15 protein-coding genes and 2 tRNA genes are annotated in these 17,626 nt (G+C 70.4%); 9 read left to right on the top strand and 8 right to left on the bottom strand.

What is annotated here, in order from left to right; translation table 11 throughout:
- Nucleotides 1-15: 15 nt before the first annotated feature.
- A tRNA-Pro gene (locus tag ACFYXC_RS01850) sits at nt 16-92 on the bottom strand.
- Between the two features lie 153 nt (nt 93-245).
- Between ACFYXC_RS01850 and ACFYXC_RS01845 the strand changes: the two genes are divergently transcribed.
- A tRNA-Gly gene (locus ACFYXC_RS01845) sits at nt 246-316 on the top strand.
- A gap of 87 nt (nt 317-403) precedes the next feature.
- Here the strand turns inward: ACFYXC_RS01845 and ACFYXC_RS01840 are convergent.
- Both ACFYXC_RS01840 and ACFYXC_RS01835 read right to left on the bottom strand, forming a co-directional pair.
- Nucleotides 404-1,243, bottom strand: a complete 840-nt coding sequence (locus tag ACFYXC_RS01840; RefSeq protein ID WP_389545711.1) for an alpha/beta fold hydrolase — start codon at nt 1,241-1,243, stop codon at nt 404-406.
- 335 nt (nt 1,244-1,578) lie between these two features.
- Nucleotides 1,579-1,773 (bottom strand): hypothetical protein, encoded by a 195-nt coding sequence (locus tag ACFYXC_RS01835; protein ID WP_055611884.1) that lies wholly within the window; start codon nt 1,771-1,773, stop codon nt 1,579-1,581.
- 590 nt (nt 1,774-2,363) lie between these two features.
- Here ACFYXC_RS01835 and ACFYXC_RS01830 point away from each other — a divergent pair.
- Nucleotides 2,364-3,539, top strand: a complete 1,176-nt coding sequence (locus ACFYXC_RS01830; RefSeq protein WP_388908923.1) for an acyltransferase family protein — start codon at nt 2,364-2,366, stop codon at nt 3,537-3,539.
- A 69-nt stretch (nt 3,540-3,608) separates the two neighbouring features.
- On the opposite strand, the gene ACFYXC_RS01825 is transcribed toward ACFYXC_RS01830, so the two are convergent.
- Nucleotides 3,609-4,085: an HD domain-containing protein gene (locus ACFYXC_RS01825; protein ID WP_389545706.1), complete on the bottom strand. Its 477-nt coding sequence runs from the start codon at nt 4,083-4,085 to the stop codon at nt 3,609-3,611.
- Nucleotides 4,086-4,243: 158 nt separating this feature from the next.
- On the opposite strand from ACFYXC_RS01825, the gene ACFYXC_RS01820 reads away from it, so the two are divergent.
- Entirely contained in the window at nt 4,244-5,425 is a 1,182-nt protein-coding gene (locus tag ACFYXC_RS01820; protein ID WP_389545703.1) for a cation:proton antiporter, read from the top strand.
- 114 nt (nt 5,426-5,539) lie between these two features.
- Here the strand turns inward: ACFYXC_RS01820 and ACFYXC_RS01815 are convergent, their stop codons facing one another.
- The gene (locus ACFYXC_RS01815) at nt 5,540-6,721 is read right to left on the bottom strand and encodes a PP2C family protein-serine/threonine phosphatase (protein WP_388908929.1); all 1,182 of its coding nucleotides are present in this window, start codon (nt 6,719-6,721) and stop codon (nt 5,540-5,542) included.
- Between the two features lie 185 nt (nt 6,722-6,906).
- Between ACFYXC_RS01815 and ACFYXC_RS01810 the strand changes: the two genes are divergently transcribed.
- The 4 genes from ACFYXC_RS01810 to ACFYXC_RS01795 all read left to right on the top strand — a co-directional run bounded on the left by ACFYXC_RS01810 (nt 6,907) and on the right by ACFYXC_RS01795 (nt 11,452).
- Nucleotides 6,907-8,142 carry a GNAT family N-acetyltransferase gene (locus ACFYXC_RS01810; protein WP_389545699.1) on the top strand — a complete coding sequence of 412 codons (1,236 nt, stop codon included), beginning with the start codon at nt 6,907-6,909 and terminating at the stop codon, nt 8,140-8,142.
- 593 nt (nt 8,143-8,735) lie between these two features.
- Complete coding sequence (locus tag ACFYXC_RS01805) at nt 8,736-9,254, top strand: lytic polysaccharide monooxygenase auxiliary activity family 9 protein (RefSeq protein ID WP_389545696.1); 519 nt, start codon at nt 8,736-8,738, stop codon at nt 9,252-9,254.
- 172 nt (nt 9,255-9,426) lie between these two features.
- On the top strand, nt 9,427-10,161 hold the full coding sequence (locus tag ACFYXC_RS01800; RefSeq protein WP_389545693.1) for a chitinase: 735 nt from the start codon (nt 9,427-9,429) through the stop codon (nt 10,159-10,161).
- A gap of 97 nt (nt 10,162-10,258) precedes the next feature.
- A complete protein-coding gene (locus ACFYXC_RS01795) occupies nt 10,259-11,452 on the top strand; it encodes a glycoside hydrolase family 64 protein (protein WP_389545691.1) in 1,194 nt (397 codons plus the stop codon).
- Nucleotides 11,453-11,458: 6 nt separating this feature from the next.
- Here ACFYXC_RS01795 and ACFYXC_RS01790 read toward each other — a convergent pair whose 3' ends face one another.
- Complete coding sequence (locus ACFYXC_RS01790; RefSeq protein WP_389545688.1) at nt 11,459-12,286, bottom strand: Fpg/Nei family DNA glycosylase; 828 nt, start codon at nt 12,284-12,286, stop codon at nt 11,459-11,461.
- Nucleotides 12,287-12,540: 254 nt separating this feature from the next.
- On the bottom strand, nt 12,541-13,026 hold the full coding sequence (locus ACFYXC_RS01785; RefSeq protein WP_389545685.1) for a ribose-5-phosphate isomerase: 486 nt from the start codon (nt 13,024-13,026) through the stop codon (nt 12,541-12,543).
- A gap of 266 nt (nt 13,027-13,292) precedes the next feature.
- Between ACFYXC_RS01785 and ACFYXC_RS01780 the strand changes: the two genes are divergently transcribed.
- Nucleotides 13,293-14,750, top strand: coding sequence for an amino acid permease (locus tag ACFYXC_RS01780; protein WP_389545682.1), 1,458 nt, complete (start codon nt 13,293-13,295; stop codon nt 14,748-14,750).
- Nucleotides 14,751-14,755: 5 nt separating this feature from the next.
- Here the strand turns inward: ACFYXC_RS01780 and ACFYXC_RS01775 are convergent, their stop codons facing one another.
- Nucleotides 14,756-16,636: a protein kinase gene (locus ACFYXC_RS01775; RefSeq protein ID WP_389545679.1), complete on the bottom strand. Its 1,881-nt coding sequence runs from the start codon at nt 16,634-16,636 to the stop codon at nt 14,756-14,758.
- 240 nt (nt 16,637-16,876) lie between these two features.
- On the opposite strand from ACFYXC_RS01775, the gene ACFYXC_RS01770 reads away from it, so the two are divergent.
- A complete protein-coding gene (locus tag ACFYXC_RS01770) occupies nt 16,877-17,626 on the top strand; it encodes a hypothetical protein (RefSeq protein WP_389545676.1) in 750 nt (249 codons plus the stop codon).

Raw genomic sequence — 17,626 nt, 5'->3', positions numbered from 1 at the left:
GGCGGTCCGGCACGGTGGTCGGGGTGGCGGGATTTGAACCCACGGCCTTCCGCTCCCAAAGCGGACGCGCTACCAAGCTGCGCCACACCCCGTCTGGTGCGACACGTAGGGTACATGCCCGCGGACCCCCCGACGCCCGCATTTCGCGCGCCGTCCGCGCTCTCCGGAACGGGGTGTGCGGTGGAGGGGTGCGACCCGCTACGATGCTTCCGTGCCGCGCGTCACTGACCTGCGGTGCACGCTGTGCGGGCGTAGCTCAATGGTAGAGCCCTAGTCTTCCAAACTAGCTACGCGGGTTCGATTCCCGTCGCCCGCTCTCGACAGGTCGGGGCCAGGCCGGAGGTTCGTTCCTCCGCCTGGCCCCGATTCGTTGTGTGCCGCGGTCGGTGTGCCGGGGCGCGGGTCAGCCGGCGAGGAACGTGAGCAGGGCGGCGAGCAGCCGGGCCGGGGCGTCCAGGGGGACCAGGTGGCCGGCGTCCGGGATCGTGCGCAGTCGGGCGCCGGGGATCAGGGCGGCCAGTTCCTCGCCCTTGGCGGGTGGGATCCAGGTGTCCTGCGCGCCCCAGCAGACGGTGACGGGCAGGTCCATCGTCGGGTACAGATCCTGGATCTCGTCGGTGTGGCGCTGGTCGGCCTGGCCGATCTGGCGGTAGAACGCCGCCTGCCCGGCCCCGCCCGTCCAGGGGGCGACCAGCCCGTCCAGGACGTCGGGCCGCAGTCCGCGGTGGCTCGCGGAGCTCACGTACTCACGGACCAGTGCCTCGTGCAGGGGTGCCGGGAGCTGTTCGAAGACTTCCGTGTGTTCGGCCACCAGGCGGAAGAACGGTGAGCCCCAGGGGCGCAGCGCGACCGGGTCGACCAGCGCGAGACGTTCGTACTCGGCCCCGTGGAGCAGGTGCGCGCGGAGGGCGACGCAGCCCCCGAAGTCGTGGGCGACCACCGAGGGCCTCGTCAGTCCCCAGACGCCGAGGAGTCCGGCGAACACCTCGCCCTGTGCCGCGAGGGAGACGTCCTGGCCGTCGCTCTTCGCGGAGCCGCCGTAGCCGGGCATGTCCCAGACGTGGACCCGGTGCCCTTCGGCGGCCAGCGCCGGGGCGATCTCGTGCCACACGTAGGACGAGAACGGGGTGCCGTGCAGCAGCACCACCGGTGGTCCGTCGGCCGGGCCGAGCCGGTCCCAGCGGAGGGTCCCGATCGGACTGTCCCAGGTCTCGCGCAGCTCCCAGGTGGTCTGCGGGTCCATGTCGGCGAGCCCTTCGAAGAGAAGTCGTACGTCGGTCCCGGGCGGGCGTGGGCGTGTGCGTACACGCCCGAGCGTGCGCGGGCGCAAAAGGCTCGCAACAGGCTTACGCGGGGAGGTGTCCGAGCGCCGGGCGCGGGCGGGGCGTGCCGCCGTCGTCCTCACCGCGGGGCGGCCTGAGGTTCACCGGGGAGTGGTGGGAGGTCCACCGGGGAGCGGCCGGAAGGCGTCGACAGGGGGGGCCGGGCTCGGGGCCGGCCGGGCGGCGGGTCCGGGCGGTCCCGCCCCGTCCGCTCCTCCGCCGCACCCCAGCGCTGAGCCGGGCCCCGACAACGGGCTCAGAACTGGATGGAGTTGATGGTCTCCGCCACCGAGTTGAGGAACCGTTGGATGTCGTCCGCCATGCCCGTGGAGGCGAGGAAGAAGCCGAAGAGCACGGCGACCACCGCCGGCCCTCCCTTGATCGACCCACCCCGTATCAACACCACCAGGACGATCCCCAACAGCAGCACCACTGACAGCGAAATGGCCACAACTGATCACACCCTACGGTCGGTCCCGCTCACCCGGCCCGGAGGTGCAACCCCGCGCACCCCCGCCAGAACCATCGTGCCACCAACAGGCCCGCCGTATGCGGCGGGTGAGGCATCCGTCGGTCACCGACGCGAACAGCCGCTCCCCGTACGGCAATTCGAATGACCCCCCGGACGAAATGAAGAATGATCGTTTCCATGCCCACACATCTGTGCACACAACCTGTTCGCAGGTAATTCGAATTGTTGACACAGGCACATCGGCAAGCCTGGTGGGCGGGTCACCAACAGCGCACTAAAGGCGACTCACACGGACATTTCACCAGAGTCGCCCGCGAGTGTTATGCCCCGTTTCATCATGACAAACCAGTACGTACCGATCGCTCGAAGTGTGGTTCACGCCATAGTCGTTGCGATGTCAACTTCGCCGAATGCCGGGTACCCGCAGGACCATAAGCAGGAATCACCTCAGGGGTTTCACGGAATCCCACAGACAACGCTAGGGTGCCTCAGATGTCCTACGCTGCCTCGTCCCCCGCATGTGCGGCGAGGTCGCGGATCGTCTCCCCCGGCTCCTGGTGGGAGGGTCTGTGACGAACTCGCTCCGTCCGCACGGCCAACAGAGGGCTCCGCTCCCCCCGGCCCAGACACCGGCGCCGGGAGTGCCGAGTCCGCGACCACCCGGAGCACCCCTGGCGGGCGCCTCCGCCACCGGGCCGCACGCCAGGCCCGTCAAGCAGCGTGACGCGTTCTTCGACAACGCCAAGTACCTCGCGATCGTGTTCGTCGCGATGGGCCACGCCTGGGAACCGCTGACCGACCACAGCCGCGCCGCCGAGGCGCTCTACATGGTCGTCTACACCTTCCACATGCCGGCCTTCATCCTCATCTCCGGCTACTTCTCCCGCAGTTTCGACATGCGGCCCGACCGGCTGCGGCGGCTGGTCACGGGGATCGCCGTGCCCTACGTCCTCTTCGAGGTGGCGTACTCCGTCTTCAAGAAGTGGGCCGACGACGACCCCAGCCACCCGATCAGCCTGCTGGACCCCTGGTACCTCACGTGGTTCCTGGTCGCGCTGTTCGTGTGGCGGATGACCGTCCCGCTCTGGAAGGTCGTGCGGTGGCCGGTGCCGCTCGCGCTCGCCATCGCCGTCCTCGCGTCCGTCTCCCCCGACATCGGTGACGACCTGGACCTCCAGCGCGTCCTGCAGTTCCTGCCGTTCTTCGTCGTGGGCCTGTTCATGAAGCCCGAGCACTTCCAGCTGATGCGGCGCCGCGAGGTGCGGATCCTGTCGGTGCCGGTCCTCGCGGTCACGCTGGCCCTCGCGTACTGGGCGGGGCCGCGGATGAACTCGGCCTGGTTCTACCACCGCGACAGTGCCCAGGAGCTGGGTGCGCCGTGGTGGGCCGGTGTCGTCATGACGCTCGCGATGTTCGGCTGCTCGATGGTGCTCACGTCGTGCTTCTTCGCCTGGGTGCCACGGCGCAGGATGTGGTTCACGGTGCTCGGCGCGGGCACGCTGTACGGCTACCTGCTGCACGGGTTCCTGGCCAAGGGGTCCCGGTTCTGGGGCTGGTACGACGAGTACACCTGGCTGAACCATCCGGTCGGCGAGGTGCTCGTGTCCGTGTTCGCCGCGGCGGTCATCACCGCCCTGTGCACGCCGGTCGTGCAGCGCGTCTTCCGCTTCGCGATGGAGCCGAAGATGGAGTGGGCGTTCAAGAGGGACGCGACCGACCTCGCCCGGGAGCGGGCCAGGTCCTGACGGACTGCCCCGCTCCCCTGTTCACCCTGCGGGGGCCGCCGGGGGCCCGTCGCGCGGCTCCCGCGCCCCTCACGGGGCCCGCAGGCCCAGCAGCTCCCGCATCTTCGTGTACTTCTGTGTCAGGCGGGCCCTCGTCGTGGCGTCCAGGGCCGCCAGGCGGGCCGGGTCGGCGTTGTGCGCCAGGTCCGACTCCTTCACCAGAAGGGCGCCCGGGGTCGACAGGACACGTTCCGCGTACGCCTCCATGGGCTCGCCGGGCCGCTTGGTGACGGCCAGGACGATGTCCTTCGTACGGGGTGACAGCGCGGCCTCGCGCAGCCAGTCCGCCGAGAGCGCGTCGTCCTCGACGGAGTCGTGCAGCCAGGCGGCGGCGATCTGCTCCTCGTCGCCGCCACGGGCCCGCACACCGTCGGCCACGGCCCGCAGATGCTCGGCGTACGGACGCCCCGCCTTGTCCGTCTGAGCGGCGTGCGCGTTGCGGGCCAGCGCCTCCACCTGCGTGAGGGTCAGCAGCGGATGGGGCTCGCGGCGCTCGTTGTAGGTCATGCGTCGAGTGTGCCCCGTGGCGCCGCCCCACTTCGATCGCCGCTGCCCAGGCGCCCCTTCTCGATCATTTGGTAAACTAACTACTGACGCTTTCTTGACCATCCCTTGACTCACAAAGAAGGAACGGGCCCATCGGACACGCAGAGCTTCTGATCGCCATGGGCGGCGCCTTTCTGGCCGCCGCCGTTCTCGCCCGCGCGGGTGCCCGGATCGGGCTCCCCACCATTCCCCTCTTCATCCTGGCCGGGATCCTGCTCGGCCCGCACACGCCCGGCATCGTGCTCGTCTCGGACCCGCACGACATGGAGATGCTCTCCGCGCTGGGTCTGGTGCTGCTGCTCTTCTACCTCGGCCTCGAGTTCCACATGGACGACCTCAAGGCCGGCGGGCGCCGGATGGCCCTCGCCGGAGGGACCTACCTCGCCCTGAACGTCGGCGCGGGCCTGGGCTTCGGCTTCGCCCTCGGCTGGGGTACGTCCGAGGCGCTGGTGCTCGCCGGGGTCCTCGGCATCTCCTCGTCGGCGATCGTCACGAAGGTGCTGGTCGACACGGGGCGGCTCGGCAACCCGGAGACCAAGCCGATCCTCGGCATCATCGTCGTCGAGGACGTCTTCCTCGCCCTCTACCTGGCCGCCCTCCAGCCGATCCTGTCCGGCGCCGACTCCCTCGGTTCGGCGGTCCTGGACGGCGGCAAGGCGTTCGCCTTCCTGCTGCTGCTGGCGCTCGTCGCGCGTTTCGGTACGCGGGTCGTGGGGCGCCTCTTCGACACCGGGGACGACGAGTTGCTGGTCATCTCCTTCCTCGGTGCGGCCGTGTTCATGGCGGGGGTCTCGGAGTGGTTCGGGGTGGCGGACGCGATCGGGGCGTTCATGGTCGGTCTGATGCTGGGCAGCACGACCTCCGGCGAGCGCATACGCAAGCTGGTGCACCCTCTGCGGGACGCCTTCGGCGCGATGTTCTTCTTCGCCTTCGGTCTGTCCATCGATCCGGGGGATCTGCCGACGGTGCTGTGGCCGGTACTGGCGGCGGTGGCGCTGACACTGGTGATGAACGTGCTGGCGGGTCTGGGGGCCGCGCGTATCCACGGGTTCGGGCCGGGGCCCGCCGCCAACATCTCGACCACGCTGCTCGCCCGGGGGGAGTTCGCGCTCATCCTTGCCACGATGGCTGCCGCGGCGGGTCTTGACGCCCGGCTGTCGCCGTTCATCGCGGGGTACGTACTGCTGCTGGCCGTGCTCGGGCCGCTGGCCGCGGGGCGGTCGGGGTGGTTGGCGCGGGTGCTGCCCGGGGGGAAGGAGCGGGAGGGGGCGGAGGTGCCGGAGCCTGCGCGGGTCGGCTGACGTGGCCTCTTCCCGCCCCCGCCGCCCCTGCCCTTCCCGTCCCTTCTGAGGGTTGCGCCCCCGGCCCCCCCTGTCGCGCCGCGCGCTCGTCCTCAGACGCCGGACGGACTGACATCAGAGCGTCGCGGGCCCCGTCGTCGCGCCCTCCCGGCAGATCAGCAGGAGTGCCCGGTCGTCGTTCACGTCCTTCGCGACCGCCTCGATCAGGTGCCACGCCGCCCCGTGGAAGCCGCCCGCCACATAGCGGTCGGCTTCCCCGGTCAGGCGGTCGATGCCCTCGACGATGTCCCGTTCGGACGTCTCGACGAGGCCGTCCGTGAACAGCATCAGGACGTCCCCGGGCCGCAGCGACCCCTTCACCGGGTCGAACTGCGCACCGTCGTACACCCCGAGGAGCGGCCCGTCCGCGGCCTTCTCCTCCCAGCGGCCGTTGCCCGCGCTGAGCTGCAGGCCCGGCGGGTGGCCCGCGGTGAACAGCTCGTAGTCCCCCGAGTCCAGGTCCAGCACGAGATGCGTGGAGGTGGCGAAGCCCTCGTCCCAGTCCTGCCGCAGCAGGTAGCCGTTCGCCGCGGGCAGGAAGGCGTGCGGCGGCAGGGACCCCAACAGGCCCCCGAACGCGCCGGAGAGGAGCAGCGCCCGCGAGCCCGCGTCCATTCCCTTGCCGGAGACGTCGGTGAGGACCACTTCGAGGGTGCGGCCCCCGTTCGTGCGGGCCGCGACGACGAAGTCACCGGAGAAGGACTGGCCGCCGGCCGGCCGCAGGGCCATCTCCCGGTGCCAGCCCGCCGGCAGTTTCGGCAGCTTGCTCTGTACCCGGATCCGCTCGCGCAGGTCGAACAGCATCGTGCCGCCCCGCCGCCACGGCACCCCGACCCGGCTGCGGAACTGGGCGATCAGCAGCCCGAAGAACCCGCAGGCGGCGACGACCAGCACGATGCCCGGCGTCACCCGGGAAGGACCCTCCGTATAGGGGCCGAGCTTCACGGACTCCACGATCAGCGCGGTGGCGGCCGCCGCGTACAGCCCGAGCAGGCTGGAGGGCCGCAGCAGCAGCCCGCCCGCGACGATCGGCAGGACGAGCATCGCCGGCGAGCACCAGACGGAGTTCATGAGCGTGACGCAGGCGATCACGGGAATGGTCATCAGCAGGCCGGCGAGCGCGACCCAGTCGGAGCCGTCGCCGCGGAAGTAGTCGACGGCGGATCTGCGCAGCCCGGTGCGGACCCGGTGTACCTGCTTCTTCAACCGGGCCGTGAACGTATCGGCTGCCGCGCGCCGCTCTCGTCCTGCTGCCATTAGTTCGGGACCCTATCCATCGGACCAGGTGCTTGGCACGGGAGGTCCCACTTGTCCCCCGTCCGGGGACGGAAGTCACAGGGAAGCCCGGTCCTCGCAGAGCGTACGGCGGGATGGCGACCGGACACCGCCGACCGGGAGAAATCCGGTCGCTGATCCCGGATCGCCCTGGTAGGCATGAGGACATGACGACAGACTTGCGCGTGCTGCGCCGGGCCGACTGGGACGAGTGGTACGGGAAACTGGAGTTGGCGTTCGGCGGCGTCGCGGAGTCCCCCGAGGAGCAGGCGCTGTGGAGCGACCTCACGGAGCACGACCGTTCCCTCGGGGCCTGGGACGGTGACGAGTGCGTGGGGACGGCCGGCGCGTTCACGTTCCGGATCACGGTCCCTGGCGGTGCGGCCGTGCAGGTCGCGGGCGTCACGATGGTGAGTGTCGCCTCGACACACCGCAGGCGCGGGGTGCTGACCTCGATGATGCGGCGCCAACTGGACGACGTACGGTCCTGGGGCGAGCCGCTCGCCGTGCTCACGGCGTCGGAACCGGCCATCTACGGCCGGTTCGGCTACGGCATCGCGACCCAGCAGCTGCGCGCCGAGATCGACACGGCCCGGGTGCGCCTCTCGGTGCCGGACGGCACGGACGACGTACGGCTGCGGCTCGTACAGCCGGACGCCCCCGACGTACGCGAGGCATGCGAGGCGGTGTACGCGCGACAGGTGCCGGCCCGGCCCGGCATGCTGGAGCGGCGGCCCGGCTGGGAGCGGCTGCCGCTGCTCGACCCGGAGAGCGACCGCAAGGGCGGGTCACCGCTGCAGTGCGTCCTGGCGCGGCGGGACGGCGACGTCGTGGGCTACGCACGCTACGTCAACAAGCCGGACTGGGACGCGGCCGGACCGAAGGGCACGGTCGAGCTGCGCGATCTGGAGGCGGTCGACCCCGCGGCGTACGCGGCGCTGTGGCGACACCTCTTCGACATCGACCTGACGTCGAAGGTGAAGATGTACAACAGGCCCGTGGACGACGCCTGGCAGCACCTCGTCTCCGACAACCGGCGCTGTGCCGTGGCGCCGCGCGACTCCCTCCACGTGCGGCTGGTCGACGTCGGCGCGGCGCTGGAGGCACGTACGTACCAGGCTCCGGTGGACGTGGTGTTCGATGTCGCGGACCCCTTCTGCCCCTGGAACGAGGGCCGTTGGCGGCTCACGGGCGACGCGAAGGGCGCGTCCTGCGCGCGGACCTCCGACGCGGCCGATCTGAGCCTGTCCGTACGGGAGCTGGGGGCGGCCTACCTCGGCGGCGTGTCCCTCGCCTCACTGGCCGCGGCGGGTCGCGTACGGGAGCTGCGCCACGGCGCCCTCGCGGAGACCTCGCTCGGTTTCGGCTCCGTCGTGGCCCCCTGGCTGCCGCACGGCTTCTGAGCCGGTTCCGGTGGAGCCGGCTCCTTTCCGGGTGCCGGCTCTTCCCTGTGCCGGCGTGAACCTCCGTACGGGCAGGACGGGATCGGCCGCGTACGGCCTGGTGTCCCATCCCGCGTACCCCGGCGGACCGAACCCATGCGGGCCGAGTGCGCGCCCCGGCGGTCGCGGGGCGAATTCCGGGCCGCCCGCACCACTCGGCGAGCGGCTTCGGGGCCGTGCGAACCCGGTCCTGCGATCCCCGCCCCATCCCTCGCGTCACCTGCGGAAACCTTCACTCGGCAGACCTCGCACCCCCGCGCCACGCCGTCGCGGGGGTGCGTGCGCGTCGTGGTGAGGACGACCGGGCGCCGTCGTCCACCGCTCCGTCATGCCCTTGACACATCGTGAAGAGCCACTTGTATGGTCTAGGCCAACAGAACGGCCCGTTCCGTTCGGGGAGTTGGTTCTTCGCTGGAGCAACCCGCCCTTGCGCGAACGGCCGGAGCGCGTCACCTTCCGCCTCTTGGCCCCACCCACGAGAGGCCGGTCCCGCCGCGCACGGTCCCCCACACAACCGTGCGTATCCGGGAGGGCCTGATGTGAAGGAGTTCCCCATGCACGCCAGCAGGAAGTCGGCTGCCCTCGTCGGCGCCGCCCTCGCCCCCTTTCTCGCCGTGAGCCTTCCCGCCGGGTCGGCGAGCGCCCACGGCTACATCTCCGACCCGCCCAGCCGCCAAGCGCAGTGCGCCGCGGGCACGGTGTCCTGCGGGGACATCACCTACGAGCCCCAGAGCGTCGAGGGCCCCAAGGGCCTGACCAGTTGCAGCGGCGGCAACAGCCGCTTCTCCGAACTGGACGACGACAGCAAGGGCTGGGCCGTCACGCCGGTGCCGAAGAACACGACGTTCTCGTGGAAGCTCACCGCGCGCCACGCCACCAGCACCTGGGAGTACTACGCCGGCGGCCGGCAGATCGCCGTGTTCGACGACGGCGGCGCCCAGCCGGGCGAAGTGGTGAACCACCAGGTCGACTTCGGCGGCCTCGGCGGTCAGCAGAAGGTGCTGGCCGTCTGGAACGTGGCCAACACCGACAACGCCTTCTACGCCTGCATCGACGTCAACGTCGGCGGCTGACGAGCCAGCCCCGCGGGCCGGTTCCGCCAGGGACCGGCCCGCGGCGGCCCAGGACATCGCGGGCCGCCGGGGCGCCGAGGCGCGTACCGGCGACGGAAGCCCCCCCAACCTTCTTCCGCCGCCCCTCACCGCGCCGTTCCCCCCACACCCCACCCCCACAGGAGTCGACACCGTGCACCGACGCATACTCGGGCTGCTGACCGCCACCGGCGCCGCCGCCGCCCTCTGCACGCTCACGCTCGCCCCGACGGCCTCCGCCCAGAAGGGCGGCGAGGACACCACCGCCGCCGCGTTCGTCGTCAGCGAGAGCCAGTTCAACTCGATGTTCCCGAACCGGAACGCGTTCTACTCGTACAGCGGTCTCACCGCCGCGCTCGACGCCTATCCCGGGTTCAGCAACACCGGCAGCGACACGGTGAAGAAGCAGGAGGCCGCCGCCTTCCTCGCCAACGTCAGCCACGAGACCGGCGGGCTGCAGTACGTGGTGGAGCAGAACACCGCCAACTACCCGCACTACTGCGACAGCAGCCAGTCCTACGGCTGCCCGGCGGGCAACGACAAGTACTACGGCCGCGGTCCCGTGCAGCTCAGCTGGAACTTCAACTACAAGGCCGCGGGCGACGCGCTGGGCATCGACCTGCTCAACAACCCCGACCTCGTGCAGAACGACGCGGCCGTGGCCTGGAAGACGGGCCTCTGGTACTGGAACACCCAGAACGGCCCCGGCACCATGACGCCGCACGACGCCATGGTCAACGGCGCCGGGTTCGGCGAGACGATCCGCTCCATCAACGGCAGCCTGGAGTGCAACGGCGGCAACCCGGGCCAGGTCCAGAGCCGGATCGACAACTACCAGCGCTTCACCCAGCTGCTCGGCGTCGAGCCCGGCGGCAACCTCAGCTGCTGAGCCCGTCGCACACCCGCACGCCCCCGCACGCCCCCGTGCATCCCACGCACGGAACGCACTCAACGCACTGAACGCCCCCCACAGCAAAGAGGACCGCATGCTTTCCGCACGCAAGCTGACGGTGTCACTGGCCGTCGCGGCCGCGCTGGGCGCCGCCGCCATCGTCGTCGGACCGGCCGAACAGGCCACGGCCGTCGCGGACACCATCCCGCTCACCCTGAAGAACACCTCGGGCAGCGGCGAACAGGTCTACGTGTACGTCATCGGCACCGAACTCGCCTCGGGCAAGCAGGGCTACGCCGACGAGAGCGGAGCCTTCCACGCCTGGCCGGCCGGCGGTGCCCCGCCGGTCCCGGCCCCCGACGCCTCGTTCGCCGGACCGGCCGACGGCGCGTCCAAGACCGTCCAGCTCCCCAAGTTCTCCGGCCGGGTCTACTTCTCGTACGGCAAGAAGCTGGACTTCCGGCTCGCCGACGGCGGTCTCGTGCAGCCCGCCGTCCAGAACGCCTCCGACCCCAACCACGACACCCTGTTCAACTGGACCGAGTACACGCTCAACGACTCGGGTCTGTGGCTGAACTCCACCCAGGTGGACATGTTCTCCGCGCCCTACTCCGTGGGCCTCACCGCCGGTGACGGCTCCACCAAGGAGACCGGCAAGCTCAAGCCGGGCGGGTACCAGGCCGTCGTCAACGGGCTCAAGGAGCAGGGCGGCGGCTGGGAAGGACTGGTCGAGTCCCGCAGCGACGGCACGCCCCTGCGCGTGCTGGCCCCCGGCCACGGCATCTCCTCGGGCGCGATCCCGGCCGGGGTGATGGACGACTACATCGACCGGGTCTGGGCCAAGTACGCCACCGACACCCTGACGGTGACCCCGTTCAAGGACCAGCCGGACAAGAAGTTCCAGGGCCGGGTCAACGGCGGCAAGATGGAGTTCACCGACGGCACCGGCGCCGTCGTGACCTCCTTCGACAAGCCCGACTCCGACTCCGTCTTCGGCTGCTACAACAAGCTGGACGCCCCCAACGACCAGGTCCGCGGCCCCATCTCGCGGACCCTGTGCGCCGCGTACAACCGGTCGACCCTGCTCAGCAACCCCCAGCAGCCCGACGCCGACGCGGCCGGCTTCTACCAGGACGGCGTCACCAACCACTACGCCCGGCTGGTCCACGAGCAGATGCAGGACGGGCAGGCGTACGCCTTCGCGTTCGACGACGTCGGCAACCACGAGTCGCTCGTGCACGACGGCGACCCGAAGGACGCGACGATCTCGCTCGAACCGCTGGACTGAGCCGCCTCACAGGCCCCGGGCACCCGGGGCCTGCTGGCAGGTGGGACACCAGAAGAGGTTGCGGGCGGCGAGACCGGCGGTGCGGATCTCGCCGCCACAGATGTGGCAGGGCATGTTCGCCCTGCGGTACACGTAGACCTCGCCGCCGTGGTCGTCCTTGCGCGGCGGGCGGCCCATCGCCTCCGGCTCGTGCTCCGGGCGGACCGTGTCGATGCGGTTGTTGCGGACCCCCTCACGCATCAGCACCACCAGGTCCGCCCACATCGCGTCCCACTCGGAGCGCGTGATGTCCCGGCCCGGCCGGTACGGGTCGATGCCGTGGCGGAAGAGGACCTCCGCGCGGTAGACGTTGCCCACGCCCGCGATGACCTTCTGGTCCATCAGCAGGGCGGCGATCGTCGTACGGCTCCGGGAGACGCGCGCGTACGCCCGGGCCGGCTCGGCGTCCTCGCGCAGCGGGTCGGGGCCCAGGCGGTCGTGTATCGCCCGCTTCTCCGGCTCGGCGACGAGCCGGCAGGTGGTGGGGCCGCGCAGGTCCACGTACGCGGTGTCGTTCGCCAGTCTCAGGCGGACCGTGTCCGTGGGCGGGGGCGCGGGGGCGCCGCCGAAACTCACCTTGCCGAAGAGGCCGAGGTGGATGTGGACCCAGTCGTCCCTCTCGAAGCCCAGGAAGAGGTGTTTTCCGTGGGCCTCCGCCGTGGTCAGGGTGGTGCCGTCCAGGAGGGCGGCGGCGTCCGCGAACTTGCCCTGCGGGCTGGTGACGGCTGCCTTTCGGCCGGCGAATCCGCCGAGGTAGTCCTCGGCCAGCCGGTGGATGGTGTGCCCCTCCGGCACGGGTGACCTCCGGTCGGGTGGGGGTGGGGGGTTGGGGGGTGGGGGCGAGCTTTCGGGGCTGCGCCCCGGGCCCCCTGCTTCGTCCACTTCGTCCGCGGGTGCGTGGGGGCTTGTCGCGCAGTTCCCCGCGCCCCTTGGTAAGCGGGGGTAGGGGTGGGAAGCGACCTTCGGGGCTGCGCCCCTGGGTCGGCAAGGGTGAGCGTGGGGAGCGGACTTCCGGGGCTGCGCCCCTGACTGGGCGGGGAAGTGTGGGGTCAGGGTTGTGGGTGGTGGGGGGGGATTTCTGGGAGGGTGCCTGTCGTCTCGTACGCCGACAGCATGTCGATGCGCCGGATGTGCCGTTCGTCCCCGGAGAACGGCGTGCCGAGGAAGGTCTCGACGAACTTCGTCGCCTCCTCCTCGGAGTGCATCCGCGCCCCGACGGCCATGACGTTCGCGTCATTGTGCTGCCGCCCCAGCGCGGCGGTCTCCTCGCTCCACGCGAGCGCGGCCCGCACCCCCTCGACCTTGTTCGCGGCGATCTGCTCACCGTTGCCGGACCCGCCGATCACGATCCCCAGGGAATCGGGGTCGGCCGCCGCACGCTCGGCGGCGCGCAGGCAGAACGGCGGGTAGTCGTCCTGGGCGTCGTAGATGAGCGGTCCGCAGTCGACGGGCTCGTGCCCGGCGGACGTGAGCCACTCGACGAGGTGGTTCTTGAGTTCGAAACCGGCATGGTCGGAGCCGAGGTACACGCGCATGGTCCGAGTGTGACACGCCTGTTTCGGGGCGGCCCCGTCGGGGCAGGCGCAGAAATGCTCTGAGGCGAATGCAGAAGAAGTGTGAGTGAAACCATAGAACCTCAAGAAGACCTCAAATAACAATCTGGAATCAGAGGTTCACGAATCCATTCGCCTGGGATTCACTGGACCGGCTCGCGGCACCGCAGGTCCACCGCCCGTACACCGCTCGTACGCGCACGCCCTCGGCCGCCCCCCACAGTCCCCGGCGCAAAGGAACACCGTCCATGACCTCGCAGCCGACCCTGACGAAGGCCGGTAACGGCCCCGACGGCCCTGGAGAACCCGGCGACGGCCTGCAGGCCGGACTCAAGAACCGGCATCTGTCGATGATCGCGATCGGCGGAGTCATCGGCGCCGGCCTCTTCGTCGGCTCCAGCTCCGGTATCGCCACCGCGGGTCCCGGCATCCTGCTGTCGTACGCCCTCGTCGGCACGATGGTCGTCCTCGTGATGCGGATGCTCGGCGAGATGTCCGCCGCCAACCCGACCTCGGGTTCGTTCTCCGCGCACGCGGACCGCGCGCTCGGCCGCTGGGCGGGCTTCTCGATCGGCTGGCTGTACTGGTTCTTCTGGGTCGTCGTCCTGGCGATCGAGGCCACCGCGGGCGCGGTGATCCTGGAGAGCTGGGTCCCGGCCGTGCCGCAGTGGGGCTGGGCCCTCATCGTCATGCTCGTGCTGACCGCGACGAACCTGGTCTCCGTGGGCTCGTACGGCGAGTTCGAGTTCTGGTTCGCCGGCATCAAGGTCGTCGCGATCGGCGCTTTCATCGTCATCGGCGGACTCGCGGTCTTCGGCGTCCTGCCGGGCGTCGACAGCGACAGCGCCGGCCTCGGGAACCTCACGGACCACGGCGGTTTCCTGCCGAACGGACCCGGCGCGATCCTCACCGGCATCCTGCTCGTCGTCTTCTCCTTCATGGGCAGCGAGATCGCCACCCTCGCGGCGGGCGAGTCCGAGAACCCGCAGCGCGCCGTCACGAAGTCGACCAACAGCATCATCTGGCGGATCGGCGTCTTCTACCTGGGCTCGATCTTCGTCGTCGTCACCCTGCTGCCCTGGGACTCCGAGGCCATCCAGAAGGACGGCTCGTACGTCGCCGCCCTGAACTCGCTCGGCATCGCGAACGCCGGCGAGATCATGAAGTTCATCGTGCTGACGTCCGTCCTGTCCTGCCTCAACTCCGGCCTCTACACGGCCTCCCGCATGGCGTTCTCGCTCGGCCGGCGCGGTGACGCGCCGAAATCCTTCGCCCGCACCACGCAGCGCGGCGTCCCGCGGACCGCGATCCTCGCGTCGGTCGCCTTCGGCTTCGTCGCGGTGTTCTTCAACTACGAGTTCCCCGACTCGGTCTTCCTCTTCCTGGTCAACTCCTCCGGCGCCGTCGCCCTGTTCGTCTGGCTCGTCATCTGCTGCTCCCAGCTGCGCATGCGGAAGATCATCGAGCGTGAGTCGCCGGAGAAGCTGGTCGTGCGGATGTGGCTGTACCCGTATCTGACGTACGCGACGATCGCGCTGATCGTCTTCGTCCTCGGCTACATGCTCACCGACACCGAGCACGACGGCCGGCAGACCGTCCTGCTGTCGCTGCTCGTGGCCGCCGTCGTGGTGGGCATCGCGCTGGTGCTGGAGAAGGTGCGCCGGGGCCGCCAGGAGCGCCCGGCACCGGCCGGCTCCGACAGCTGACCTGGTCACAGGGGGGTGAAGGTGCTCTTCAGCCTGTCGTAGACGGGAAGTGCCCGGTCCTCGATGTCCGGGTGGTACCAGGTGGTGATCTCGTAGGACCTGCCGCCGGTGTCGAAGCCGAGCAGCCGGGCGTGCCAGGGCAGTCCCTTGGCCGTGACCGTGTACTCCCAGACGACGGCGGGCATCCCGCGGAACGTGGTCTCCTCCAGACGGATCCGCCGGTAGTCCAGGCCCTTGCTGGTGGACTCCTCCGTCCTCTCCCACTGCTCCATCAGATCGCCGCGTGCCGTGGAGGCGTTGGCCAGGACCTCCTGCTTACGGTCCGGTGAGCTGTAGTGGACCTGGGCGCCGCTCTGCGCCACGCGGTCGAAGCCCTCGGGCGGCACCCAGGCGTACAGACCGGCCTCCGTCCGGGAGCCCTCCGGGCGGGCGGTGCCCCCGACGGTGGGAGGCGGACCGGTCGGGTCGCTCCCGCCGGGCGTGGCGGAGGACGCCGAGGGCTTGTCCCCGCCACCGGGGGAACCGCCCAGCAGCGGCACGAGCAGGCCGGCGAGGGCCGCGACGACGATCACGCCCACGGCGATCACGAGGCCCTTGCGGCCGAGGGTCCGGTTCCCGGTGCGGTGTGGCCCGTCCGGCGCCGGTGCCTCCTGCGACACCGGGGTCTCCTGCGGCTCCGGTGTTTCCGGCGGTTGTGGCCGCTCCAGCCGGACGCCCGGCGCGCGGAGGGGGTGGTCGGGGGTCGCGCCCTCGGAGGGAATCTCGGGGGTGCCCTCGTGGGGGGCCTCGGAGGACGTGTTCCCGGCGTCGGGGGGTGTGGGTGCGGGCTCCGGCTCGGCGGACGGTGCCGGTACGGCGGACGGTGCCGCTTCAGCCGGTACCGCGTCCTGCACCGGCTCCGCGAAGGGGAGGGGGATACGGAGGAACACGGGGGTCGGGTGTGGTTCTGACTCTGGTTCTGGTTCTGCCTCTGGTGTCGGCTGCGCTGCCTGGTCCGACTGTGGTCCTTGGTCCGGCTGTGGTTCCGGCTCCGTGGCGGGGTCCGGCGGTCCGGTTTCCGGCTCCGGCTCCCGCCCCCACTCCGGGGGTCCCTCCTCGCCCATGACCGCGACGGCCGGTGCCGCCGTCCCGCCGCTGCCGTCCGCCGTCGGGACCAGGAGCGGGACCAGTTCGCGCAGGCCGGGACGTTCCGCCGGGTCCTTCCGGAGCAGGGCCGTGAGCGCTTCCCGCAGCTCTCCCGCCGCGGCGGGGATCTCGGGCTCCTCGTACAGCACGGCGTGCAGGGTCGCGAGGGTCGTCGCGCGGGAGAAGGGGGAACGGCCGCCCAGCGCCGCGCAGAGCGTCGCGCCCAGGGACCAGAGGTCGGACGGCGGGCCCTGCGGGCGGCCGGAGATCCGCTCCGGTGCCATGTAGTCGGGGGAGCCGACCAGCATGCCGGCCATCGTCAGAGCTTCCGTGTTCTGGATGGCGGCGATGCCGAAGTCGGTGAGCACGACCCGGCCGGCGCGCCGCTCGACCAGGACGTTGCCCGGTTTGATGTCCCGGTGCAGGACACCGCCCGCGTGCACCTGGCCGAGCGCCGCCGCCAGTTCGAGCCCGATGCGGGCCGTGTCGCGCGGGCTGAGCGGCCCGTCCTCCGCGACGACGCGTTCGAGCGAGCGGCCGTCGACCAGTTCCATGACGATCCACAGGCGCTCACCCTCGTCCACGACGTCGTACACGCGCACCACGTTGGGATGGTCGATCCGGGCGGTGGCCCTGGCCTCGCGGAGGGTCCGTTCGCGGCGGGTCCTGGCGTCCTCCTGGTCCATGCCGTCTATGCGCATCTCCTTGACGGCGACCTGCCGGTCGAGTGTTTCGTCGGCCGCCCGCCACACCCGCCCCATTCCTCCTTGGCCGATACTCTCGACCAGCCGGTATCGCCCCGTCACCAGCAATCCCGGAATACCACCCCTCCTTATTCCCGGCACCCCCATGCCTCCCTTCAACACCCGCCCCAGAAGAAACGCAAAGAAGCACAATCGCCACAACTTTGCACCGCACCAGCATAGTGGGGAGAAATCTTGTGGTACCTCTTCAAGTACTGCGAATTCAGGCGCAGGTACGGGGATACAAGGGGGACGAACATGAGTTCTCGTCGCATGACGATCGCCACGGGATCGCTGCTCACGGCGTCATTCTCGGCGGTGATGATTTTTTCCTTCTCCGCCGGGGCGGACGATCCGGGGCCGATGAGCGACAAGGGGGGAAAGGCCGTCGACGGAGCGCCCGCGGGTGTGAAGCTGACGACCTCGCTGCCTGAGAAGATCGACGTCGACAACAGTTCACAGAAAACGGCGATCACTGCCACGGTGAAGAACGGAGGAACGAAGGACAGCGGCGAAATCCGACTGCTCGTGGTCGGATTCGACGGCCTTTCGGTCAAGAGCGTCGAAGGATGCGCAGAAATCGCCGAGAAGGATCTCCCCGAGGGATCGAACAGCGGCTACGCCTGCGCCATCGACAATCTGGCCGCCGGCAAGTCGAAGTCGTACGCCGTGGACGCGACGTTCGATCTGAAGAAGGAGGGCAAGATCTGTCTGCCCGTCCAGGACGCCGACGGCAAGAAGACGTTCTGGCAGCAGGGGCCGGTCCCGTTCGGCGCGAACAACCCCTCGCCGAACGCCCCGGCGACGCCTCTCCTGCTCGGCACCGACAACAGCCCGGTCACCCCGGGCAGCGACAAGGCCGGCAACGACGCCGGGGGCGAGGAACTGCCCAGGACAGGTCCTGCCGACCAGGTCCTGCCGCTCGGCGCGGTGGGGGCCGCGCTCCTCTCCGCAGGAGCGGTGGGTCTGTGGTGGACGCAGCGGCGGCCCGGGCGGAGCGAGGCGTAG

The organism is Streptomyces sp. NPDC002701, assembly GCF_042889045.1.
Classification (GTDB): Bacteria; Actinomycetota; Actinomycetes; order Streptomycetales; family Streptomycetaceae; genus Streptomyces.
The sequence above is the reverse complement of the archived record's forward strand: the minus strand, read 5'-3'. Positions and strand labels throughout refer to the sequence as shown.